The 23812-nt window shown below is 69.8% G+C and carries 19 protein-coding genes; 11 read left to right on the top strand and 8 right to left on the bottom strand.

The window, feature by feature from the left end; translation table 11 throughout:
• The first annotated feature begins 15 nt into the window (after nt 1–15).
• Both ACVN9Z_RS02435 and ACVN9Z_RS02430 read left to right on the top strand, forming a co-directional pair.
• Entirely contained in the window at nt 16–906 is an 891-nt protein-coding gene (locus ACVN9Z_RS02435; RefSeq protein WP_054515921.1) for an NAD-dependent epimerase/dehydratase family protein, read from the top strand.
• A gap of 120 nt (nt 907–1026) precedes the next feature.
• Nucleotides 1027–2076 carry an NADP(H)-dependent aldo-keto reductase gene (locus ACVN9Z_RS02430; protein WP_458213056.1) on the top strand — a complete coding sequence of 350 codons (1050 nt, stop codon included), beginning with the start codon at nt 1027–1029 and terminating at the stop codon, nt 2074–2076.
• Between the two features lie 70 nt (nt 2077–2146).
• Here ACVN9Z_RS02430 and ACVN9Z_RS02425 read toward each other — a convergent pair whose 3' ends face one another.
• Complete coding sequence (locus tag ACVN9Z_RS02425; RefSeq protein ID WP_458213055.1) at nt 2147–6367, bottom strand: molybdopterin-dependent oxidoreductase; 4221 nt, start codon at nt 6365–6367, stop codon at nt 2147–2149.
• Between the two features lie 405 nt (nt 6368–6772).
• On the opposite strand from ACVN9Z_RS02425, the gene nirB reads away from it, so the two are divergent.
• The 3 genes from nirB to ACVN9Z_RS02410 are packed head-to-tail and all read left to right on the top strand — an operon-like array spanning nt 6773 to nt 11009.
• Nucleotides 6773–9325, top strand: coding sequence for a nitrite reductase large subunit NirB (nirB, locus tag ACVN9Z_RS02420; RefSeq protein WP_458213054.1), 2553 nt, complete (start codon nt 6773–6775; stop codon nt 9323–9325).
• Complete coding sequence (gene nirD / locus ACVN9Z_RS02415; protein ID WP_080969319.1) at nt 9325–9729, top strand: nitrite reductase small subunit NirD; 405 nt, start codon at nt 9325–9327, stop codon at nt 9727–9729. Before nirB ends, nirD begins: the two co-directional genes overlap by 1 nt.
• Nucleotides 9730–9740: 11 nt before the next feature.
• Nucleotides 9741–11009 (top strand): nitrate- and nitrite sensing domain-containing protein, encoded by a 1269-nt coding sequence (locus ACVN9Z_RS02410; RefSeq protein WP_054473045.1) that lies wholly within the window; start codon nt 9741–9743, stop codon nt 11007–11009.
• Nucleotides 11010–11033: 24 nt separating this feature from the next.
• Here the strand turns inward: ACVN9Z_RS02410 and ACVN9Z_RS02405 are convergent, their stop codons facing one another.
• A complete protein-coding gene (locus ACVN9Z_RS02405) occupies nt 11034–11846 on the bottom strand; it encodes a metallophosphoesterase (protein WP_024070303.1) in 813 nt (270 codons plus the stop codon).
• A gap of 71 nt (nt 11847–11917) precedes the next feature.
• Here ACVN9Z_RS02405 and ACVN9Z_RS02400 point away from each other — a divergent pair, with 71 nt between their 5' ends.
• From ACVN9Z_RS02400 to ACVN9Z_RS02390, 3 genes are all read left to right on the top strand, one after another.
• Nucleotides 11918–12895, top strand: coding sequence for a GNAT family N-acetyltransferase (locus tag ACVN9Z_RS02400; protein WP_049054397.1), 978 nt, complete (start codon nt 11918–11920; stop codon nt 12893–12895).
• 166 nt (nt 12896–13061) lie between these two features.
• The gene (locus ACVN9Z_RS02395) at nt 13062–13220 is read left to right on the top strand and encodes a hypothetical protein (RefSeq protein ID WP_165595750.1); all 159 of its coding nucleotides are present in this window, start codon (nt 13062–13064) and stop codon (nt 13218–13220) included.
• A 39-nt stretch (nt 13221–13259) separates the two neighbouring features.
• Nucleotides 13260–15503 carry a phosphocholine-specific phospholipase C gene (locus ACVN9Z_RS02390; protein WP_006387353.1) on the top strand — a complete coding sequence of 748 codons (2244 nt, stop codon included), beginning with the start codon at nt 13260–13262 and terminating at the stop codon, nt 15501–15503.
• 13 nt (nt 15504–15516) lie between these two features.
• Here ACVN9Z_RS02390 and ACVN9Z_RS02385 read toward each other — a convergent pair whose 3' ends face one another.
• The 3 genes from ACVN9Z_RS02385 to ACVN9Z_RS02375 form a co-directional block, all read right to left on the bottom strand.
• A complete protein-coding gene (locus ACVN9Z_RS02385) occupies nt 15517–16929 on the bottom strand; it encodes a DUF2252 domain-containing protein (RefSeq protein ID WP_049050726.1) in 1413 nt (470 codons plus the stop codon).
• Between the two features lie 112 nt (nt 16930–17041).
• Nucleotides 17042–17743: a pentapeptide repeat-containing protein gene (locus ACVN9Z_RS02380; protein ID WP_006387354.1), complete on the bottom strand. Its 702-nt coding sequence runs from the start codon at nt 17741–17743 to the stop codon at nt 17042–17044.
• Nucleotides 17744–17768: 25 nt separating this feature from the next.
• Entirely contained in the window at nt 17769–18419 is a 651-nt protein-coding gene (locus ACVN9Z_RS02375; protein WP_035183054.1) for a response regulator, read from the bottom strand.
• A gap of 423 nt (nt 18420–18842) precedes the next feature.
• Here ACVN9Z_RS02375 and ACVN9Z_RS02370 point away from each other — a divergent pair, with 423 nt between their 5' ends.
• On the top strand, nt 18843–19640 hold the full coding sequence (locus ACVN9Z_RS02370; protein WP_054445762.1) for a hypothetical protein: 798 nt from the start codon (nt 18843–18845) through the stop codon (nt 19638–19640).
• Between the two features lie 60 nt (nt 19641–19700).
• On the opposite strand, the gene gvpU is transcribed toward ACVN9Z_RS02370, so the two are convergent.
• Nucleotides 19701–20144, bottom strand: coding sequence for a gas vesicle accessory protein GvpU (gene gvpU, locus ACVN9Z_RS02365; RefSeq protein ID WP_006384571.1), 444 nt, complete (start codon nt 20142–20144; stop codon nt 19701–19703).
• A gap of 176 nt (nt 20145–20320) precedes the next feature.
• Here gvpU and ACVN9Z_RS02360 point away from each other — a divergent pair, with 176 nt between their 5' ends.
• Nucleotides 20321–20686, top strand: coding sequence for a hypothetical protein (locus ACVN9Z_RS02360; RefSeq protein WP_020926507.1), 366 nt, complete (start codon nt 20321–20323; stop codon nt 20684–20686).
• Nucleotides 20687–20705: 19 nt separating this feature from the next.
• Here ACVN9Z_RS02360 and ACVN9Z_RS02355 read toward each other — a convergent pair whose 3' ends face one another.
• Nucleotides 20706–21710, bottom strand: a complete 1005-nt coding sequence (locus tag ACVN9Z_RS02355; RefSeq protein ID WP_054437620.1) for a helix-turn-helix transcriptional regulator — start codon at nt 21708–21710, stop codon at nt 20706–20708.
• 117 nt (nt 21711–21827) lie between these two features.
• Between ACVN9Z_RS02355 and ACVN9Z_RS02350 the strand changes: the two genes are divergently transcribed.
• Entirely contained in the window at nt 21828–22436 is a 609-nt protein-coding gene (locus ACVN9Z_RS02350; protein ID WP_458213053.1) for a glutathione S-transferase family protein, read from the top strand.
• Between the two features lie 13 nt (nt 22437–22449).
• Here the strand turns inward: ACVN9Z_RS02350 and ACVN9Z_RS02345 are convergent, their stop codons facing one another.
• On the bottom strand, nt 22450–23775 hold the full coding sequence (locus ACVN9Z_RS02345) for a ParB/Srx family N-terminal domain-containing protein (protein WP_081398424.1): 1326 nt from the start codon (nt 23773–23775) through the stop codon (nt 22450–22452).
• Nucleotides 23776–23812: the final 37 nt, after the last annotated feature.

The following is a 23812-nucleotide window of genomic DNA, read 5'->3' as shown; positions in this document are numbered from 1 at the left end:
CAAGGAGCAAGCACCATGAAGCTATTCATCACCGGCGCCAGCGGATTCATCGGCGGCGCGGTCGCTACCTCGATGGTCAAGGCCGGCCATGAGGTCCGCGGCCTGATCCGCAACCCCGAGCGCGCCGCCGAGCTGCGCGGTTTCGGCATCGAACCGGTGCTGGGCACATTGGACGACGCGGCGCTGCTGGCGGCCGAGGCGCGCGCCGCCGACGCCGTCATCAACGCGGCCGACAGCGACCACCGTGGCGCCGTCGAGGCCCTGCTGGGCGCGCTGGCCGGCAGCGGCAAGGTGTTCATCCACACCAGCGGCAGCAGCCTGGTCGCCGACGACGCGCTGGGCGAGCCGTCCGACGCGGTGTTCGACGAAACCACGCCGGTGGCGCCGGTGCCGGGCAAGGCCGCGCGCATCGCCATCAACGACCTGATCCTGGCCAGCGCGCCCGGCGTGCGCAGCGTGGTGCTGTGCCACAGCCTGATCTACGGCGCCACCGAGGGGCCGCGCGCCGAAAGCGTGCAGATTCCGCCGCTGGTGGCGCAGGCCCGCGCAAGCGGCATCGCGCGGCACGTCGGCCGGGGCCTGAACCGCTGGTCCAACGTGCACGTCGCCGACGTGGCGGCGCTGTACCGGCTGGCCCTGGACAAGGCGCCGGCCGGCAGCTTCTATTTCGTCGAGAACGGCGAGGCGGCCTTCGTCGACCTGGTTGGCGCCATCGGCCAGGCGCTGGGGTTGGGGCCGGCCCAGGCCTGGGATCCGGCGCAGGCGGTGGCCTACTGGGGCAAGGACCTGGGCGCCTACGCGCTCGGTTCCAACAGCCGGGTGCGGGCGGGCAAGGCGCGCCGCGAGCTGGGCTGGGCGCCGGTCCATGACGACGTGATCGCCTGGGTGCGCCAGGCCATCGCCTGACGCGGGGGCGGCGCGGGCGGCGTCCACAGGGTGGGCCAAGGGCGCAACGCCGTCAGCAAAACGCCAACCGAGTTGCGGTAAGGTGATCGCTCCCTTCAGAGATTCCGCACGGAGCAGAACTTGAAATACCGCAAACTCGGCCGTACCGACCTGGACGTCAGCCTGATCGGCCTGGGCACCATGACCTGGGGCGAGCAGAACACCGAGGCCGAGGCCCACCAGCAGCTGGACTACGCGCTGGAGCGCGGCGTCAACCTGGTCGACGTGGCCGAAATGTACCCGGTGCCGCCCAAGCCCGAAACCCAGGGCCTGACCGAAACCTACATCGGCACCTGGCTGGCGCGCAGCAAGCGCCGCCAGGACATCGTGCTGGCCAGCAAGGTGGCCGGCCCGGTGCGCGATCCCAAGCGTCCCGGCCACATCCGCGACGGCAAGACCTTCCTGGACCGCAAGAACCTGACCGAGGCGCTGGACGCCAGCCTCAAGCGCCTGCAGACGGACTACCTGGACCTGTACCAGTTGCACTGGCCCGACCGCACCACCGCCACCTTCGGCCAGTTGTCGTATCCGTGGGTCAAGGACGACCACACCGTGCCGATCGAAGAAACCCTGTCGGTGCTGCAGGACTTCGTCAGCGCCGGCAAGGTGCGCCACGTGGGCGTCTCCAACGAAACGCCGTGGGGCGTATCGCAATTCCTCAAGGCCGCCGACAACCTGGGCCTGCCGCGCATCGCCTCGATCCAGAACGCCTACAGCCTGCTCAACCGCGTCTACGAGATCGGCCTGTCCGAATTCACCCACCACGAAGGCGTGGGCCTGCTGGCCTATTCGCCGCTGGCCATGGGCATGCTCTGCGGCAAGTACCTGGACGGCGCGCGTCCGGCCAACGCCCGCCTGACGCTGTACACGCGCTTCACCCGCTACAGCAACCCGCAGGCCGAGGCCGCCACCCGCGAATACGTGGAGCTGGCGCGCCAGCACGGCATTTCGCCGACGCACCTGGCGCTGGCCTGGATCAATCAGCGTCCGTTCGTCACCAGCAACCTGATCGGCGCGACCAATCTGCAGCAATTGAAGGAGAATATCGACAGCGTCGATGTTGAACTGCCGGCCGACGTGCTGCAGGCCATCGACCAGATCCACGTGCGCCACCCGAACCCGGCGCCCTGATCCCGCCCAACGCGGGCAGGCGCGAAAGGGGGCACGAGCCGGTCACCCAGGGGGCACGGCCGTGCCCTTTTCAATACACGTCGCGCACATAACGCTTGTCCGCCGTCATGCGCGCCACGTAGGCCGCGGCGGCGTCGGCGTCCATGCCGCCGTGTTGCGCCACCAACTGCCGGAGCATGGCGTCCACGTCCTTGGCCATGCGCTCGGCATCGCCGCAGACATAGAAGTGCGCGCCCTCCTGCAGCCACGCCCATAGCTGCGCGCCATGCTCGCGCATGCGGTCCTGCACGTAGACCTTGGCGGCCTGGTCGCGTGAGAACGCCAGGTCCAGCCGCGTCAGCAGGCCGTCGTCGCGCAGCGCCTGCAGTTCGTCGCGATAGTAGAAATCGCTGGCCGCGTGCCGCTCGCCGAAGAACAGCCAGTTGCGGCCGCGGTCGCCGCGCGCCCGCCGTTCCTGCAGAAAGGCGCGGAACGGCGCCACGCCGGTGCCGGGTCCCACCATGATCATCGGCGTGTCGCCCTGGCGCGGCGGACGGAAATGGCTGGCTTCCTGCACGAAGACCGGCACGTCGGCCTCGCCGGCGCGGTCGGCCAGGAAGGTCGACGAGACGCCCTTGCGTTGCCGTCTGCCGTTGTCGTAGCGCACGGCGGACACGGTCAGGTGGACTTCGCCAGGATGCGCCTTGGGGCTGGAGGCGATGGAGTACAGGCGCGGCTGCAAGCGCTTGAGCGCGCCCAGCCACGCCTGCGCCGGCAGTGTCACTGGAAACGCGTGCAGCACGTCGGCCAGTTGCTTGCCCCACAGCCATTGGCGCAGGTCGGCGCGGCGCTCCTCTGCCAGCAATTGCCGCAGGCCGGGATCGCGGCTGTGCTCGGCGATCAACGCCAGCGCGGCCGGTGCCGGTCGCGCGATTTCGTAATGGGCGGACAGCGCCCGGGCCAGCGGCATGTCGCCCGCGCCCGGCACGCTGGCCACGGCATCGCCCGACAGGCCGGCCTGCGCCAGCAGTTCTTCCACCAGCTCGGGACAGTTCAGCGGCCATACGCCGAGGGCGTCGCCGGCCTCGTAGTCCAGTCCCGTGCCGGCGATGTCCAGCGCCAGCGCGCGCGTGTCCTTGTCGCCGCGGGTGTTCAGCCGCTGGTTGCCGATCAGGCGCGCGGGGGCCGGACGCGTCCGGGAGGGCGGCGCGGGGCGCGCGCCGGCGGGCGGGGCGAGCGGCTCGGGCGGCGCGACGCGGACCGCCACGGTGGGCGGGGCGTCGGCCGCCAGCGCCGCCGCGATGTCGTCCGGCATCAGGCCAGTGGCCGGATGGCCATGCTGATCGGCCTCGGCCGCATGGATGGTGGCGATGGCATTTTCCAGCCAGGCGTCGGCCGGCGCCTCGTAGTCCGTATCGCAATCGACCCGCGCCAGCAAGGGCTGCGCGCCCAGTTGCGCCAGCCGCTGGTCGAGCCGACGGCCATGGCCGCAGAAGGCGTCATAGTTGCTGTCGCCCAGCGCCAGCACCGCATAGCGCAGCGATGCCAGCCGCGGCGCATCGGCGGCCGACAGGGCGCGCCACAGGCCCTGGCCGTTGTCCGGCGCGTCGCCGTCGCCGAAGGTGCTGGTGATCAGCAGCAGGTACTGCGTGCGAGCGAGGGCGTCGATCGCATAGTCGGCCATGCATGCGGTGCGCAACTCGAAGCCGGCCGCGGCCAGCGCGCTGGCGCTGCGTTCAACCAGCGATTCCGCATTGCCGGTCTGCGAGGCCCACAGCAGCGTCACGCGCGGGCGCGGGCCGATGATGCGGACGGCGCTTTCTTCCGTCCCGGCCGCCGCCGTGATTGCTGGCGCCGACGGCAATGGCGCGCGGCTGTACAAGCCATGCAGCAGGCCGTTCAACCATAGGCGGGTGGCGTCGTCGAAAGGCGCACGGACGGGCAGCTCGGGTATGCCGGACGCGCCGCCGGCCTGCCGCAATCCGCCAAGAAAGCCCGACAGGTAATGGCGCTGGCGCGCATCCAGCGCGGGTGGCTCGCCGCCAGCCAGGCCCAGCACGGCGGCCATGGCCTCGGCCGGTGTGGTCGCGCCAGCCAACGCGGCGACGGGTAGCGAGGCCGTATCGGCAGACCGGGGGCCGACGGCCACAGGCGCCTGTACGCGGCACAGCGCCACCGCGCAGAACTTCAGCTCCGGCTGTTGCGACACCGGATCAATCGCGTCGCTGGTGACGGCGTTGATGCAGAGTTCATCGCCATACACGTCGTTCCAGTGCATGGGCGCGAAGCAGTTGCCCGGCCGCACCCGGTCTGTGACCACGGCGGGCAGCACCGCGCGGCCGCGACGCGAGCGGATCTCGACGCCGTCGCCGGCGCCGATGCCGAGCGTTGCCGCGTCGTCTGGGTGAATCTCCACGAACGGCGCGGAATTGAGCTTGTTCAGCATCGGCACCTTGCCGGTCTTGGTCAGCGTATGCCATTGGTGCTGCAGGCGTCCGGTGTTGAGCACCATGGGATAGTCGGCGTCGGGCAGCTCGGCCGGATCGACATGCGGCCGCGCGTGGAATTGCGCGCGGCCGTTGGCGGTGGCGAACACCAGGCGCGGGCGGGCGCCGTCGTCCGCCAGGAGCGATGGCTGGCTGACGTCGTCATTGAGATAGCGGATCGGGTTGCGGTCCGGCCCGTCGGCGCGCGCGCAGGGCCATTGCAGCGGCGTCTCGCGCAGCCGCGCATGGCTGGCGCCGCGCAGGTCGTAGCCGGTGGCGGGGTTGGCGAAGGCGGCGATTTCGTCGAACACCTCGGCCGCGCTGGCGTACTGGAACGCGTGGCCGTAGCCCATCTCGCAGGCCACGCCGGCGATGATGCGCCAGTCGGGCAGCGCGTCCCCGGGCGGTGGCACGGCCTGTGGCATCAGCGTCAGGGTGCGTTCGGAATTGACCATCACGCCCTCGGCCTCGGCCCACAGCGCGCCCGGCAGCAGGATGTCGGCGTAGCGGTTGGTCTCGGTGTCCAGGTAGCCGTCCTGCGCGATCACCAGTTCCGCCGCCCGCAGCCCCGCCACCACATTGGCGCGGTTGGCCACGCTGGCCACCGGGTTGGTGCAGATGATCCAGCAGGCCTTGACCACGCCCGCGGCCATGCGCTGGAACAGGTCGATGGTGCCTTGCCCGAGCCGCGTATGCAGCGTGCCGGCCGGCACGCCCCAGCGCGCCTCGACAAAGGCGCGGTCGGCGGCCGACAGCACGCTGCGCTGGCCCGGCAGGCCGGGACCCATGTAGCCCATCTCGCGCCCGCCCATGGCGTTGGGTTGGCCGGTCAGCGAGAACGGGCCGCTGCCGGGCCGGCAGATGCGGCCGGTGGCCAGGTGCAGGTTGCACAGCGCGTTGGTGTTCCAGGTGCCGTGGGTGCTCTGGTTCAGCCCCATGGTCCAGCAGCTCATCCATTCGGGCGCCGCGCCGATCCATTCGGCGGCCTGGCGCAGTTGCGCGGCGGGGATGCCGGTCAGCGCCTCGACCCGCTCGGGCGCGTAGTCGCGCAGGAAGTCCGGCATCGCCTCCCAGCCGTCGGTGTGGGCGGCGATGAAGGCCGCGTCGGTCTTGCCGGCCTGGTGCAGCAGGTGCAGCAGGCCGTTGAGCAGCGCCAGGTCGGTGCCCGGTCGGATCGCCAGGTGCAGGTGCGCCTTCTCGGCGGTGGTGGTGCGGCGCGGGTCGACCACGATCAGGCGCGCGCCGGCCTTGACCCGCTCCATCATGCGCAGGTACAGGATCGGATGGCAATCGGCCATGTTGGCCCCGATCACCAGGAACAGGTCGGCGCGGTCGATGTCCTGGTACGAGCCGGGCGGTCCGTCGGCGCCCAGCGACAGCTTGTAGCCGCTGGCGGCGCTGGCCATGCACAGCCTCGAATTCGATTCAATGTTGTTGGTGCCGATGAAGCCCTTGGCCAGTTTGTTGGCCAGGTATTGGGCCTCGATCGACATCTGCCCCGACACGTACAGCGACACCGCGTCCGGGCCATGCGCATCGATGATGGCGCGCAAGCGCGTGGCGGTGTCGCGCAGGGTGTCTGCCATCGGCCGCGGCGCCAGGTCCTGCCCGCGGCGGGCGCGCACGTAGGCGTGTTCCAGCCGTCCCGACTGGCGCAGGGCGATGTGGGCCGAGGACCCCTTGGTGCAGAGGCGGCCGAAGTTGCTGGGATGGTCGCGGTTGCCGGTGATCTTCACCACCTGCTCCCGTTCCACGTGCAGGGTCATGCCGCAGCCCACGCCACAGTAGGGGCAGACGGTGTCCACGGTGCGCGGCGTGCCGCTCATGCTCGGCTCCAAAAAAGAAGGCGCCCTGCCTGCGCGGCCAGCGGGCCGGGCGGGCAGGGCGCCATTGCCCTGGTTCCCGGCGCGGCCGGGTCGATGTCCTGCCGATGCAAGTTCCATGCCAATCGCTTGCCACGGGCGGGCAGCGGGGCGCGGGGACTGGCGGCGTGCGCGGTGGTGCGCGGCCGCACCGGATTGGTGCGGCGCGGAACCGTTTGGGTGCGCGGCGGGTGCGGCGGCGCCGCGCCGCGCGGGCGTCAACGGGATGGCACGCTTATTGCTTTGATTGCCATACCGGGCCCGTGTCCGGCCAGACAACGCAAGCATTGCAGGCAACGGCGCCCGGACCCAACAGTCCCGGGCGCCGTTTGTCTTTTGAAACCCGAACGGCCCAGCCTGGATAGACCCATGAGCACAGCGACCTCCACGACTTCCATGCAGACCCTGATCGTCATCGGCAACGGCATGGTCGGCCATCACTGCGTCGAGCAACTGATCGAGCGCGGCGCGCTGGCGCGCTACCGCATCCTGGTGTTCGGCGAAGAGAGCCGGCGCGCCTACGATCGCGTGCACCTGTCCGAGTACATGGGCGGGCGCGACGCCGAGTCCATGGCCATGAGCGATGCCGCGTTCTATCAACGGCCCGGCCTGTCGCTGCGGCTGGGCGCGCCGGTGCTGCGCATCGACCGCCACGCGCGCCAGGTGGTGACGGCCGACGGCAGCCATGGCTACGACAAGCTGGTGCTGGCCACCGGCTCCTATCCCTTCGTGCCGCCGATCGCCGGCGCCGAAGGAGCCTCGCGCCTGGTGTACCGCACGCTCGACGACCTGGACCAGATCCGCGCGGCGGCCAATGGCGCCCGGCGCGGCGTGGTGGTGGGCGGCGGCCTGCTGGGCCTGGAGGCCGCCAACGCGCTCAAGTCGCTCGGGCTGGAGGCGCACGTGGTCGAGTTCGCGCCGCGCCTGATGCCGGTGCAGCTGGACGAGGCCGGCGGCGCGGCGCTCAAGGCGCGCATCGAGGCGCTGGGCGTGGGCGTGCACCTGTCGCGTGCGACGCAGGAAATCAAGCAAGGCACGCAATACCGCTACCGCATGCGCTTCGCCGAAGGCGCGCCGCTGGAGACCGACCTGATCGTGTTCTCGGCCGGCATCCGCCCGCGCGACGGCCTGGCGCGCCAGGCGGGCCTGACGGTGGCCGAGCGCGGCGGCGTCGCGGTCGACGGCCACTGCCGCAGCAGCGATGCGTCGATCTACGCGATTGGCGAATGCGCCGCGTTCGACGGCGCCATCTTCGGCCTGGTCGCGCCCGGTTACCAGATGGCGCGCGTGGCCGCCGCCGACCTCTGCGGCGAGGCCGGCGCGCCGTTCGCCGGCGCCGACATGTCGACCAAGCTCAAGCTGCTGGGCGTGGACGTGGGCTCGATCGGCGACGCCCACGGCGCCACGCCGGGCGCGCGCAGCTACCGCTACATCGACGAGGCCGGCGCCTCGTACCGCCGCCTGGTGGTGTCGGCCGACGGCAAGCGCGTGCTGGGCGCGGTGCTGGTGGGCGACAACAGCTACTACGACACCCTGCTGCAATATGCGCAGAACGGCATCGCGCCGCCGGCCGACCCGGCCAGCCTGATCCTGCCCGCCGGGCAGGCCGCGCCCATGCTGGGCGCGGCCGCGCTGCCGGCCACCGCCACCATCTGTTCGTGCCACAACGTCAGCAAGGCCGCCATCTGTGACGCGCTGGACGGCGGCTGCGCCGACGTCGCCGGCGTCAAGGCCTGCACCAAGGCCGCCACCGGCTGCGGCGGCTGCGCGGCCCTGCTCAAGCAGGTGGTGGAACACGAACTGGCGAGCCGTGGCGTCGCGGTGGACAAGAGTCTGTGCGAGCATTTCGCCTACACCCGCCAAGAGCTCTACGCGATCGTGCGGGTGCAGGGCATCGAATCGTTCGAGGAACTGCTGGCGCGTCACGGCCGCGGCCACGTCGGCTGCGACCTGTGCAAGCCGACCGTGGCGTCGATCCTGGCCTCGTGCTGGAACCGCCCGATCCAGGATCCGGGCCTGGTGCCGCTGCAGGACACCAACGACACCTTCATGGCCAACATGCAGAAGAACGGCACCTACTCGGTGGTGCCGCGCATCCCGGGCGGCGAGGTCACGCCCGACGGCCTGATCGCGATCGGCGCCGTTGCCAAGAAGTACAAGCTCTACACCAAGATCACCGGCGGCCAGCGCATCGATCTGTTCGGCGCGCAGTTGCACGAGCTGCCGGACATCTGGGCCGAACTGATCGCCGCCGGCTTCGAGACCGGCCACGCCTACGGCAAGTCCACCCGCACCGTGAAGTCCTGCGTGGGCAGCACCTGGTGCCGCTACGGCGTGCAGGACAGCGTCGCCATGGCGCTGCGCATCGAAGACCGCTACAAGGGCCTGCGCGCCCCGCACAAGCTCAAGTTCGCGGTCTCCGGCTGCACCCGCGAATGCGCCGAGGCGCAAAGCAAGGACATCGGCGTCATCGCCACCGAGAACGGCTGGAACCTGTACGTGTGCGGCAACGGCGGCATGCGGCCGCGCCACGCCGAACTGTTCGCCCAGGACCTGGATGACGCCACCCTGATCCGCTATATCGACCGCCTGCTGATGTTCTACATCCGCACCGCCGACAAGCTGCAACGCACCTCGGTCTGGCGCGAGTCGCTGGAAGGCGGCCTGGCCTACCTGAAGGCCGTGGTCATCGACGACAGCCTGGGCCTGGGCGCCGAGCTGGAGGCGCAGATGCAGCTGGTGGTGGACCGCTATGAATGCGAATGGGCCAACGCCCTGTCCGACCCGGAAAAGCTCAAGCGTTTCCGCACCTTCGTCAACGACGCCGCGGCGGATCCGGACATCCGCTTCGTGCAGGAGCGCGGCCAGCCGCGCCCGGCGCCGGCCGCGCGCGTGATTCCCATCGCCGAGGAGCTCGCCTGATGCGTTCGAATGCCGTGATTGCCCTGCGCCCGGAGACCGCACGTGACGCCACGCCCGACGCCGCGTCTTGGCGCCCCGTCTGCACCCGCCGCGACCTGGTCGCCGATTCCGGCGTGGTGGCGCTGGTGGACGGCCGCCAGGTGGCCCTGTTCTATCTGCCCGCCGTTGCCGGCGAAACGCTCTACGCCCTCGACAACCGCGACCCGAAATCCGGCGCCAACGTCATCGGCCGCGGCATCGTCGGCCACCTGGCCGGCGAACTGGTGGTGGCCTCGCCGCTGTACAAGCAGCACTTCCGGCTGCGCGACGGCGCCTGTGTCGAATACCCCGAACAATCGCTGCGGGCCTGGCCTGTGCGCTTCAATGGCGACGCCGTTGAAGTCCGGCCGCCCGCCGCGCAGTGAGGATGCTCGTTATGTCCGAGCACGCCATGCCCTCGACCCTGCGCTTCCTGCTGGCGGCGCGCCGCAGCGAGCTGCACGGGCTCGAGGCCCTGGCGGCCACCTGCGAACTGGCCACCCTGGTCAGCAAGCTGGTGCACGTGCTGCAGAAGGAACGGGGCTCGTCCAACCTGTATCTGTGCGGCGGCCAGGACGCGCTGCGCCAGACGCTGGCGGGCCTCAGTTCCGACGCCTGCGCGGTCGAGGAAGAAGTGCGCCGCTTCCTCGACCGGCTGGAGCCGGATGCCACCCGCAGCGCCGGCAAGGCGCGCCTGCTCAACTGCATCGCGTATGCGCTGTACCGCCTGGACGAACTGCCGCGCACGCGCCGCGCCATCCGCGACCGCCGCGTGGCGGCGGAAGACGCCGGCGCGGTCTTCACGCGGCTCATCGCCAGCCTGTTCGCGCTGGTGTTCGAAGCCGCCGATTCGTCGCTGGACGCCGGCGTCACGCGCCTGTTGGTGGCGCTGCTCAATTTCATGCAGGGCAAGGAGCTGTGCGGCCAGGAGCGCGCCTATGGCGTCATGGGCTACACCGCCGGCTACTTCACCGAATCGCAAAAGGCCCGCCTGCTGGAACTGGCGGACCTGCAGAAGCGCTGCTTCGACAGCTTCGCGCAGTACGCCGGCGCGGATGCGCTGGCGGCGTGGGAGCGGCTGGAGCAGGGCGGCGGCCCGGTGCTGCGCTTGCGCGACATGGCGCTGCGCACCTCCGAGGCCGAACGCGTCGACGCCGGCCTGGCCGAGCTTTGGTTCGGCCTTTGCACCGAACGCATCGACGCCATGCGCGCGGTCGAGAGCCTGCTGGCCGAGGCCCTGACCCTGCAATGCCATCGCCGCATCGTCGAGACTCGCGCCGAGCTCGACAATCACCGGCTGCTGCTCAGCCGTTTCGCCGACCACGCCAGCGACGCGGCGCCGGCCATGCTGTTCCAGTTGCAGGGCCGTATTCTCGACGTGCCGCCGCAGGATGGCGTGGGCGAGGCCATGGAACGGTCCATCCTCGACCTGATGCGGGAACAGGCGCAGCGGCTGCGGCAGTCGGACGATGCGCTGGCGCTGGCCCGCGGCGCGCTGGAGGAACGGCGCCGCGTCGAGCGCGCCAAGTGGTTGCTGGTCAGCCGCCACGGCCTGAGCGAGCAGGCCGCGCACGATCAATTGCAGCGCGTGGCGATGGACCGGCGGCGCTCGCTCGACGACGTCGCGCGGCAGGTGCTGGCCGAGCTGGACGAGGCCCCGGGCTGAATGGCGGAAAGGCGCGCTGCGCGGCTACGCCGCCGGCACCTCCCACAGCGCGTCGGGCAGGAAGCCGTCCTGTTCGCCCTTCCTGGCGTAGCCCAGCGGATTGGCCACCACGCGACAGCCGTCCTTCACGTAGTCCAGCGGACAGTGCAGGTGGCCGTGCATCCAGACGTCCGCCAGCGGCAGCAGGCCGTCCAGCGCGTTGCAGAAGCCGGCCGTGCCCGGCGTGACGCCGTAGCGCGGATCGGCGCTGGCCAGGCTGGGCGCGAAGTGGGTGATGGCCAGCGTCGGGCCGTCGAAGGGCGTGCGCAGCGCCTGTTCCAGCCAGGCCTGGCAGGCCAGGCCCTGTTCGCGCATCTGCTCGGCCATGAAGGGCGCGCCATGGCGCCGCATCTGCGCCTTCTCCAGGTAGAAATCGGCGGCCCGGAAGGCCTTGCCGCGCTTGGCCAGCACCTGCGTCAAGGTGTCGCCGGGCGCGGCCAGCGCGTCGAAATCGGTCCACAGCGTGGTGCCCACCAGACGCACGCCATCGATGACCCGCGTTTCGCGTTCCAGCCACTGGATTTCCAGTTGTTGGCAAAGCGTTTGCAGGCGTTCATGGGTTTCGTCGAAATCGAGGTTGTCGTATTCATGGTTGCCGGGCACGTAGACCACGGGCGTGGGCCAGCCGTTGCGTGGCGCATAGCGGCCCAGGCCGAAGTCGTCCGTGGTCAGCCGGGACCGCTGCTGGTACGAACCGATGTCGCCGGCCAGCACCAGCAGGTCCGCGCCGGGGATGGGATGGGCGACGAAGCCGGGATCGGACTCCAGGTGCAGATCGGACAGCAATTGAATTTTCATGGGCCGGGGCTTGTTTTGGTTGCGATTCGCAAGTAAATTGGTTGCGACCCGCAACTTCAGGACGCGCCATCATGGATCTTATCGATTTTCCCACCCGATCCCGGGAACAGACCATCCGCGACCTGCGGGAATTCTCGCGCAAGCTGGTGCGCGAACTGGGTTTCATGCGGCCGTCGCTGGCCGGCAGCGACCTGGCGCCCTCGGCGGTGCACGCCATCATCGAGATCGGCCTGCAGCCCGGCATCCAGGCGCGCGACCTGGCGCTGGTGCTGCGGCTGGACAAATCCAACACCAGCCGCCAGGTGGCCAAGCTGGAAGCGGCCGGCCTGGTGGCGCGCGAGAGCGACAGCGGCGACGCGCGCGCCTCGCGCCTGTCGCTCACGCCCGCCGGCCTGGACCTGCGCAACCGCATCGACCAGTTCGCCACCGAGCAAGTCTCGCGTGCGCTGCGGCAACTGGCGCCGCCCGACCAGGAAATCCTGGTGCGCTACCTTTCCTTGTATGCCGACGCCCTGTCGCGCGAGAACCCCAACACCCGCGCCGCGCAGGCCAGCGACGCGATCGAGTCGCAGATCCAGGAAGGCTACGCGCCGGGCTGTATCGGCGACGTGGCCGCGCTGCACGCGCGCTACTACGCCCAGGCCGCCGGCTTCGGCGTGGTGTTCGAGCGCCTGGTGGCCACGGGGTTGGCGGCCTTCGCCGAAAGCCTGCCCGCGCCCGGCAAGAACCTGTGGCGCTACACCGACGGCAACCGCACGCTGGCCTCCATCGCCATCGACGGCGACCTCGCGGCGCGCAGCGCGCACCTGCGCTGGTTCATCGTCGACGAGTCGCTGCGCGGCATGGGCGTGGGGCGGGCCTTGCTGGCGCGCGCCATGGCCTTCGTCGACGCGCTCGATATTGACGAAACGTATCTGTGGACCTTCAAGGGCCTGGACGCCGCGCGCCATCTCTATGAGTCGGCGGGCTTCGTGCTGACGCAGGAAGCCGAAGGCACGCAATGGGGCGGCGTGGTGGTCGAACAGCGCTTCAGCCGCCGCGCGCGTTGATTCCGCGCTGACGCATCTGGACACACACTGAGGCCGCGCGCACGCGCCGCGGCCGGCATTGACGCGCCTGCTTTCACGGCGCTGTCACTTCGCATTCCTAGACTCGCTGGGGTCTTGCCGATGCTTCGCGGCAAGGTCGGTCCTCCTCTTTTCCAAGAACCTCCCCATGCCCTCCACGAGTCTCGCAAGAACCCTTGCCGCGGTCCTGCTCGCCGCCGCCACGCTCGTCGCCTGTGGCGGCGACGACGATTCCTCGGATGATCCCGCGTCGCCGCCGGCCACCGAACAACCCAAGCCCGCGCCGCAGTTGCGTTGCGCGCCGTAAGCGGCGGTTGCGCCGACCCCACCGATTCCGAGTACAACGATGACTTCCCGCCGCAATTTCCTCCAGACCGCCGCCGGCGCGGGCTTTGCCGCCGCCGCGCTGGCCGCCTTTCCGCCCAGCATCCGCCGCGCCCTGGCCATTCCCGCCAACAACGCCACCGGCACCATCAAGGATGTCGAGCATGTGATCATCCTGATGCAGGAGAATCGCTCGTTCGACCATTACTTCGGCACGCTCAAGGGCGTGCGCGGCTTCGGCGACCGCTTTCCGATTCCGCTCGCCAATGGCCGCAAGGTCTGGCAGCAGCAGCGCGCCAATGGCGCCGTGCTGACGCCGTTCCACATCGATGGCACCAGCCACAACGCGCAGCGCGCCGCCGGCACGCCGCATAGCTGGGACGACAGCCAACGCGCCTGGGACGGCGGCCGCATGGCGCAATGGCCCACGCACAAGAACGACATCTCGATGGGCTACTTCAAGGAACGCGAGGTCCCGTTCCAGTTCGCGCTCGCCAATGCCTTCACGCTGTGCGACGCCTATCACTGTTCCATGCACACCGGCACCGACGCCAACCGCGCGTTCCACCTGACCGGCACCAACGGCGCGGTGCCCACCAACACCGCTTTCGTCAACAACGAATGGGACTGGATCGACGGCCTGCCCGCCAATGTCAACACCGGCTACACCTGGATGACCTACGCCGAGCGGCTGGAACAGGCTGGTGTCAGCTGGATTTCGTACCAGAACATGCCCGATGAATGGGGCGACAACATGCTGGGCGCGTTCCGCGCCTTCCGCCAGGCCAACGTGAATTCCGGCTATCCGGTCTCCAGCGGCGGCGAGCCCGGCGTGCCCTACGCCAACACCGGCCAGGCGCTGCCGTACAAGGCGTACGACCCCGCCACCGACAACGCCGCCAATCCGCTCTACAAGGGCATCGCCAACACGCTGCCGGGCACGGCGCCCGAAAACTACCTGGACGCCTTCAAGCGCGATATCCGCGAAGGCAGGCTGCCGCAAGTGTGCTGGATGAACGCGCCCTCGATCTACTGCGAACATCCCGGCCCGTCGAGTCCGGTGCAGGGCGCCTGGTTCCTGCAGGAAGTGCTGGACGCGCTGACCGCCGTGCCCGAGGTCTGGAGCAAGACGGTGCTGCTGGTGAACTTCGACGAGAACGACGGCTACTTCGACCACGTGCCGTCGCCGTCCGCGCCGTCGCGCGATGCCGGCGGCGGCCTGGCCGGCAAGACCACGCTGGCCGACGCCGACATGACGTTCGAGTACTTCACGCACGCCTCGCCCGCCGGCAGCACCACCCAGCCGGCGGCCAAGGACGGCCGCGTCTATGGGCCCGGCCCGCGCGTGCCGATGTACGTGATCTCGCCGTGGAGCCGCGGCGGCTGGGTCAACTCGCAGGTGTTCGACCACACCTCGGTGCTGCGTTTCCTGGAAGCGCGCTTCGGCGTGGCCGAGCCCAACATCAGCCCGTTCCGCCGCGCGGTCTGCGGCGACCTGACCAGCGCCTTCAACTTCAAGACGCCCAACACCGAGGCGCTGCCCACGCTGGCCGGGCGCGCCACGCGCGCCGCGGCCGATCAGTTGCGCACCGCGCAGGAAGCCCTGCCGCAGATGCCGCTGCCCACCGACATGCAGCTGCCGTTGCAGGCCAGCGGCACGCGCCCGTCGCGGGCCCTGCCGTACGAACTGCACACCAGCGCGCGCTGCGCCGCGGCCGGCACGGTGGAACTGCTGTTCGCCAACGGCGGCACGCAGGGCGCGGTGTTCCACGTCTACGACCGCTATCACCTGGACCGGCTGCCGCGCCGCTACATGGTCGAGGCCGGCAAGACGCTGTCCGACACCTGGAACGCGCTGCAGGACAACCTGGGCATGTACGACCTGTGGGTGTTGGGCCCCAATGGCTATCACCGCCACTTCAAGGGCGACACCAACCGCATCGCCGACAGCGGCTCGCTGCCCGAGATCAGGGTCTGTTACGACATCGCCAATGGCGAGGTCTATGCCGAGTTCCTCAACACCGGCGCCCAGGCCTGCACCTTCACCGTCACGCCGCAGGCTTATCGCCAGGACGCGCCGGTGGCGCTGGAGGTGGCGGGCGGCGGCAAGGCCTCCCGCCACTGGACGCTGGCGGCCAGCGGCCAGTGGTACGACTTTGCCGTCACCTGCTCCAGCGACCCGGCGTTCTATCGCCGCTTCGCCGGTCGCGTCGAGACCGGCGCGCACACGGTAAGCGATCCGGCCATGGGCCTGTCCGGCGCCTGACGCAGGGGCGCGCTCAGACGCGGAAGTCCGCCGCCATGTCCTCGTCGGTGCGCATGGGCAGCCGGCCCGCGCGGCAGGCGTCGCGGAAGTGGCGGTAGTCCTTTTCGTTCTGCCGCGCATAGTCCTGCGCGTAGGTCACCAGTGCTTGCGGAAAGGCGCTGGCACGCCCCATGTACGCGGCCAGCTCCACCGCATGCCCGCTGGCCTTGGCATGGGCGCGCGCCAGCGCCCGGCCGCACAGCCGGGCGTAGCCGGTCAGGATCTTCAGGTTGAAGCTCTCGACGTCGGCCGACACCTTCATGTCGCGCAGCTGGCGGAAGTAATAATGCTTGCCGCGCGGGCCGGTCGACCAGCCCAGGAAGATGTCGCTGGCCGCCTGCAACAGGCGCTGTCCCGCCACCACGCGGAAACCGCCATGCGCCGGCGCCTTGTCGCGGGCATAACGCGCGATCACGGACTCGCGCGCCTCCTTGGCCTGAAGGAACAGCGGATTGCCCCAGCTGTCGACCATCAAGGCCACCAGGCACACGGTGCCGACGCTGCCCACGCCCACCACTTTGAACACCACGTCCTGCAGCGCGAAATGCTTGAGCAGTTCGCGCCGGTCCGGCGTCAGGCTGTCGAGATAGCCGCCGAAGCACTTGGCCATCTTCTTCTTCCAGGTGGCGGTGTCGGGCCAATGCTCGTCCTTGCCCAGCAGGGTGACGGGGCCGGACGGATGGAACATCGCCGGCGGCGCGTCGCGGATGCGCCACAGGCCGTCGTCCTGGTACGCCATCTTGCGCAGCATGCTTTCGTTGGTGCGGCCGGCGGCCTTCTCCATTGCCTTGGCGATCAGCCGGCGGCCCTCGGGCGTCGCGGCGTCCTGCAGCATGCGTTCGAAGGTGAGGCCGTCGTACCAGACGTCCAGCGTGCTGTTCTGCGCGTATTCGTTCATCCGCGACTGGTACTCGGCCGCAGCCGCCATGACGATGTCGGCGCTGTCGCCGCGGCCATAGCCCATGTGCGTCGCCGCCACCGCCAGGCTGGCCGCCAGGCGCTTGATGTCCCATTCCCATGGGCCCGGGGCGGTCTCGTCGAAGTCGTTCAGGTCGAACAGCAGTTGCCGTTCGGGCGTGGCGAAGCCGCCGAAATTGAGCAGATGCGCATCGCCGCAAAGCGGAATCGAGATGCCGGTATGCGGCGTGCCCGCCAGGTCGTGCGCCTGCAGGATGGCGGCGCCGCGAAAGAAGGTGAAGGGGGAGGCCGCCATGCGCCCGTAGCGCAGCGGGATCAGGGCCTTGACGCGGCCGTGGCTGTTGCCGCGCAACAACCTGACCGGATCGCGGTCGACGTTGCCGATGGCCGCGTGCGACGAACGCTTGACGTGCTCCCGGGCCTGTTGCCCGGCTGACCTGCGCGCTTGGATGCTGTCTGTCTCGAGCATGGCGGTTCCCTGGTCGCGGACCGGCGCCGATGGCCCGGCCTGTCGGCGGCAGTGTAGCGGGAGGCGGGCGCGGCGGCCAGCCCCCGCCTGGCGCATGCGCAGGGAGCCGGCGTCAGATGACGGTGATGCGCAGTTCCGCCAGCAGCGCCGCCGCCTGGGTCTTGGAGATCACTGCCCCGGCCAGCCTGGCGGCCGCCGACAGGTCGATGCCGCCCAGGTCGGCCTCGCGCAGGTCGGCGCCCTCGAAGCGCACGTTCTTGAGGGTGGCATGGCGCAGGCTGCCGCCGTGGAACACCGTATCGCGCAGGTCGCTGCCGCTCAGGTCGGCATCGGAAAAGTCCAGCTGCCGCAATTCGCTCTTGCGAAACGAGATGCCGCGCACCAGCGCGCCCACCAGCAGGCAGTCCTCTAGCGTCCAGCCCAGGCAGGCGATGCCGTCGAAGTCGGCGCCCGTGAGTTTGCAGCCGGTGTAGCGGGCCGCCGCCAGCCGCGCGCGGCGCCAGCTGGCGTTGTTCAGGTCGCAATGCTCGAAGATCGCGTCGCTGGCATCGGCCGAGGCGAAGACGGCGTGCCCGCCACGGCAGCGCCGCCAGACGGTGTCGGCCAGCGTGGCGCCCTGGAACGAGGCGCCGGCGATGGCGCAGGCGGTGAAGCGGGCGCCGCGCAGGTCCAGCCGGGAAAAGTCGGCTTGCTCGAAATCGCAATCCTCGAAGGCCAGCGGCCTATCCTGCGCCTGGTCGATCATCGCCTGCATGGCCTGGCGGTCCACCGCCAGGCCGCTGACGACGTCCATGGATTGCTGCGTCATGCCCATCTACTCAATCGGGTTGGTCGAACCCTTATTGGAACATGCCGCTTTCGACACAGAAGGCGACCAGTTCCTGGTCGGTCTGCACGTTCAGCTTGCGCATGGCGGAAATCTTCTGGCCGCTGACGGTCTTGACGCTGCGCTTGAGGCTGTCGGCCACCTGCATCATCGATTCGCCGCGGATGAAATGCCGCAGTACCTCGAATTCCTTGGGCGACAGGCTGTTGATGCGCTCGCCGATGAACTTGTGGCGCGCGGCCAGCGAACCCTCGCGCTGGAAACCGGGAGGATAGTATTTGCGGCCCAGCTGCAGCGCGTGCAGCGCGGTGACGATCTCGCCCAGGTCGTCGCGCTTGAACACCACGGCCTCGACGCCGGCGTCGTACAGCGCCGAAATGATCATGGGATTGGACACCATGGTCAGCACGACGATGCGGGCGCCGGGAAAGTGGCGGATCAGGTACTTGACCAGGCGGATGCCGTCGCCGTAGATCTCGTCGCCCGGCATCGAGTAATCGGTGATGACGACTTGCGGCAGATCGCGCTTCATGTGCTCCACCAGCGCGGTGGGGCTGGCCAGCGTCGCCACGACGTCGAAGCTCAGGTCCTTGTTCAGCAGGTCGGTCATGCCCATCAGCACGAGCGGATGGTCATCGGCGATGACGATGCGGAGTCTTTGCATGCGAGGCGCAGTCAGGTTGGCCGGGACGGCATACGGATTATTCTGCACCAGGATCCGGACTTGAACCAAAATGTTTCGAAGCCAGGGCGTAAGACGGAATCGTATCGACGTTTGCGGATTCGGACCATAAGAAGAATCTCAAAAATTGGGGACAGTCATTGTCGCTTGATCCGTTCGCTCGGGCGTGAGGCGATCGCCGGGGCCAGCGGTGGCCCCGCCGCTCCCGCGGTGTGCGCGCGCCGCGATTGAGAATTTTCTTGTTCAATCGCCGCTGTGCCTTTGGCAACATCGTCCTCGTACCAGATTCTGTCTTCCGCCCGCCGCGCCGCGGCCGGAATCCCGGCGCCACCGCGCTCACACGAGGTTCCATGATGTTTCCCCCCGCGCGCCGTTCCTGGCCGGCATCCGCGGCCAGGCCGCGCCATGCGTGATGCCGCTCGCCGTTGGCCGCCACGCGAGGAATCCCTGTTCCTGCGGTTCCAGCCCGTGTTCACGGCGCAGGGCCAGGTGCACGAGTACGCCGTCGCGGACAGCATCACGCCGTTGCGCAGCGGCAGCCCGGGCCTCATGGCGCAGCGGGCCCGGCTGCGGGCCGCCGTGGCCTTCGCGGCCGGGCTTCCCGCCCCGCTCGACCTGTCCTTCGAACACGCGTTGACCGTGCCGGACGGCACAGACGTGGCGCGGCGGCTGTGCGCCGATCTCGATATCAGCGTGTCGCGCGATCATATCTGCCTTGGCCCGGCGGCCGGCAACACGCCGCTGCAACTGGCCACCCGGCGCCTGACCTTCAGCGTGCCGCTGTTCCGGCGTCTGCTGCCGCAGGCGCATGTGCTGGCCTGCCACACCGAATTCCGCGCCAGCCTGCGCGCGCGGCTGCTGCCGGCCAGTTGCGGCGGCAAGCCGGTGGCCAGCGGCGTCATGCGCGTGACCGGCCTGACACTGCGCATTCCTCGCGGCCTTGGCGCCGACCGCGCGCTGCAGCGCCGCTTCGACTCCCTCATGGAATGCGCGACGGCCGCCAAGCTGCAGGTGACGATCGACGACATCGAAGACATGCACGATTTCGTCTGGCTGCGGCCGCGGCCCGGCCTGCTGTTCCGCGGCACGGTCCTGTCGGCGCCGATCAGCGCGCAATGCCTGGACGTCTGGTTGCAGGCCGACGGCGATGCCTGGCGAAGCTTCCATGCCTGCACCGCCCGGCCCAGCTGGACCGAGCGCTGACCGGCAGCCCGGCGGGGCGCGGCGGCGTCCTCGGCCCACGCCGGCCCCGGTTGGCACGGCTTATTCGGACTGCAGGCGGCCCAGGATGAAACCGTCCACCGCGCTGCTGCGGCCACGCCAGAGCGTGGGCTGGCCGGCGATCGGCGTGCCGTCAGCGGTGAAGAACAGCGCATCCACCAGGTGGATGTAGTTGGGCAGGGGCTCGGCCGGCTGCGGCAGGCGGAACACGTCGCCCAGTTCCGCCAGCGACGTGCGCACCGATTGGCGCGCCTGTGTATCCATGTCGGAGAGCGAGTCGGAGAAGGTTTCGGCGAAGCGGTCGAAATACTCCGCGCCCGACACGATCGAACCCGACACCAGCATGCCGCCCATCTGCAGCGTGACGCCGATGCTCTTGAGCTGGCCGCCGTTGTTCACCAGGTTCACCAGGAATTGCAGGAATACGTCGGCGGGCGGGGCGACGGAAGCGGAAGGGAGGGAAGTGGGGTTCGTGTCGAGACTCATGGCGGCGCGCGCTCCGGTATGTGCGTGGGAGTCACAAGATACTCGAACGGCAGCCGGCGCGCACGGGCCGCAATCCACGGATAAGCAACCGGATCGGCCCTCAGTCCGGCGCTTCGGCGGGCCGGCTGGCGGGGTAACTTGCGGACCATCGAGATGACTCGCGCAAAGGTTTCCCCATGATCGCCGTGAATGCCAGTAACGCCGCCAACCGGGCCGGCTTCCGTACGTCTGATGCCGCCAGCGGCGACGCGTTCCGCGCGGCGTTCACCGACGCGCAGCAACGCGGCGCTTCGGCCCTGGCCGGTGGCGTCAAGGGAGCGGCGCCGGTCGCGTCGGCCGCCGAGCGCGAGTTCATGGACTACGCTTCCATGTCGCTGCAGGAAAAGATGTTCTACGCCGCGCTGGCATCGCTCGGCATTTCCAAGGCGGAATACGACGCCATGTCCGCGGCCGACAAGCTCAAGGTCGCGGAAAAGGTATCGTTGGTCCTGCAGCAATTGGCCAAGGCCGAACAGGCCAGGCAGGTCGAGCACGCCGGCTGAGCGCGCCCGGCCCGGGCCGTCAGCCGCCGGCAGGGCCGTCCGGCACGCTGCCCGGCGCGGTCTCCCGCCGTTGCAGCATGCGCGCGACGCGCTCCGCCGCGGTGCGCAGGCGCAACGCCAGCGCGGCGGGCGCCAGCACATCGAACTCCACTTCCAAGGCCATCAGCCAGTACGCCAGCGCATCCAGCGACTGGCCCGGGCAGCGTAGCAGGCAGCGATCGTCGTCCAGGGCGTCGATTTCGCCGACGGCTGCCGGAATGCGCGCGGTCATCGCCGCGCGCGTGGCATGAAGGACGATGCGCGCCTCTTCGCCGTTGGCGGCCTGCCCCACCGATCGCGCCACGTAGGCGCGCAGGTCGCCGCCATCGGGCGGCGGGCGTGGCGCAAAATGCGCGCCCGGGGTCACCGGGCCGGCGATGCGATCGAGCCGGAAGGTGCGCCAGTCCGCGCGCGCCGGATCCCACGCCACCAGATACCAGCGATAGCCCGTATGGGCCAGCCCCTGCGGCTCGACCTGGCGGCTGGTGGCCTGTCCACGGCCGTCGGTATAGTCGAAATGCACGCGCAGCTGGTCGCGGCAGGCGGCTGCCAGCACGGCCAGCTGGCTGGCATCGATCAGCGGACCGGCGCGCGGCACCGGCACCAGCGCCGTGCGCAGCGCATCGACCTTGTGGCGCAGCCTGGCAGGCATGACCTGTTCCAGTTTCACCAGCGCGCGCAGCGCCGCTTCCTCGGCGCCACCCACCGAACCGGTGGCCGCGGTGCGCAGCGTGATCGCCACCGTCAGCGCCTCGTCGTCATCCAGCAGCAAGGGCGGCAGGGCATTGCCCGCGCGAAACGCATAGCCGCCCGCCACGCCGCTGCTGGCCTGGATCGGGTAGCCCAGCTCGCGCAGCCTGTCGATGTCGCGCCGCAATGTGCGGGGGTGGATTTCCAGGGTCTGCGCCAGTTCGCCGCCGGCCCAGTGGCGGCGGGTCTGCAGCAGGGAAAGCAGGCGCAGGAGTCGATTGCTGGAAGCGAGCATGGCGGTGACGATAAAACGAATCGAGGGCGGAAACTGTCCGCAATGGATTCTACAGTTCACGCCATCGCCAGCGGCCATGGGGCCGCGGCGGGAATCCCCTGAAAACCGGAGTTCTTCATGTCCATCGTCTTCTATTGGCACCCCCAGTCCAGCGCCTCCCCGATCGCCGCCGCCCTGGCCGAGCTGCAAGTCCCGCACGAACGCGTGAAGGTCGACATCCGCGCCGGCGAACAGCGCCGGCCCGAGTTCCTGGCGATCAATCCGAACGGCAAGGTGCCGACGCTGACCGTGGACGGCGCGCCGCTGTTCGAGGCGCTGGCGATCCAGCTGTGGCTGGGCGAGCACTGGGGCGTCGAGCGCGGCCTGTGGCCCGCCGCGGGCACGCCGCAACGGCTGGCCGCCATGTCCTGGTGCGCGTGGTCCTATGTGTCGTATGGCGCGGTGCTGTGGCGCCTGTTCCACCTCGGCCATGGTGATGAAGGCCAACGCGATCCGCGCCAGGCGGAGCGGGCGCTGGCCGACCTGGATTCGCTGCTGGCGGTGCTGGAGGGCCACCTGGCGCGCCAGCCGTGGATGCTGGGCGCCGAGTATTCGCTGGCCGACCTGGTGGTGGGGGCGGTGATCGGCTACAGCGCGATGCTGGGGGCGCCGATCGCGGCCCACCCCAAGGTGCAGGCCTGGCTGGGCAAGGTGCAGGCGCGGCCGGCCATGCAGGTCGACCGCTGAGGCGGCCCCGCGCCTACCAGCCCCAGCAGGTGCCGGCGGCGGGCTTGCCGCAGGCGCGGTAGTTGACCGCGAACCACAGCTTGCCGGCGCCGCGCGGCGAGCCTTCCGGCGACGCGTCGGCCTTGACGTCGTTGCGCGGCAGTTCTTCGAGCGTATCGCGCGCCTTCTTGGTGGGCGAGCCGCTGGGGGCGCCCGCCACCAGCTGGATGCGGCCCAGGCTGGCGGCCGTGCGGTCCTGGAACACGATGTCGCTGTCGGCCAGCGCGCTCATCTTCAGCGCGGCGTTGCGCACCGCGGCGGCGTAGCCATCGTTGGCGCCGGTGGAGGCCAGCGACGCATTCAGCGTGCTCACGGTCAGGATCTGCGCGGGCGTGGACGGCGCCATCATGGCGTACTGGTCCAGGCCCGGCAACTGGCCGCCGGCCACCTGCCGGCGCAGCCAGTCGCCCCACAGGAATTCCGCGAACTCCGGCAGGTTGCCGTTGCTGTAGGCGATGTCGCGGGTGAAGTACACCAGCGAGCGGTAGCGGTCTTCCTGCATGCCGCCGGCTTCCTGCGCGTTGGCGATACCCAGCCGCGTCGGCAGCTGGTCCACCGTGATGGGCTGGTTCTGGCCGTCGCGCAGCCAGGCCTTGCGTTCGTCGACCATGCGTTGCCAGAACGCCGCGGCGGTGCCGACGCCGCTGTAGTTGGCATCGACCTTGACCCACACCGGCAGCTTGGGGCCGCCATCGGCGATCTCACGCAGCGACGAGAAGGTGTGGTGGCCGTCGGTCAGGTACAGATTGCCGTCCCAGCCGACCACCACGGTCTTCAGGTTGGCGGGATCGGCGCCCATGGCGGCGGTGCAGCTGAAGGTGGCCGGCTGGTCCAGGCGCGCCGCCTGCAACTGCGCGATCGATGTGAAGGCCTGGGAGGTGGTGGCGCCCATGTCCTCGCAATAGTCGCTGAACTTCTTGCCGACCGTGCGGTTCAGGTAGTCCAGTTGCTTGACCGGGTCGGCCGCCCAGGTGGCGCGATTGAAGTCGCCTTGCCAGCGGCCCAGCTTGTAGTAGATCTGGTCGTAGCCGATCGCGGCCTGCGTCGGCCGCAGTTCCTCGATGCGCACCTGGATCACGTCGCCGGCCTTGGCCGCCAGGTAGGCCTGGTTGCGCGTGTCCGCCGGCGGCGCCGGATTCTGCGCCACCGGGGGGCTGGTGGCCTCGTCGTCATCGTCGTCGCCGCCGCCGTTGCAGGCGGCCAGCAGCAGCGGCAGCGCGGCCAGGGCCAGGATCCGCAGCGCGGGGCGCCAGCGAGCGGTGAACGGACGGAGCAGGTCGGAAGAAGGCATGCGGGACATGGATTTGGAGGATTGGTCCGAGAAGTATCCAATGATG

The organism is Achromobacter sp. KK8 (genome assembly GCF_054188005.1).
The sequence above is the reverse complement of the archived record's forward strand: the minus strand, read 5'-3'. Positions and strand labels throughout refer to the sequence as shown.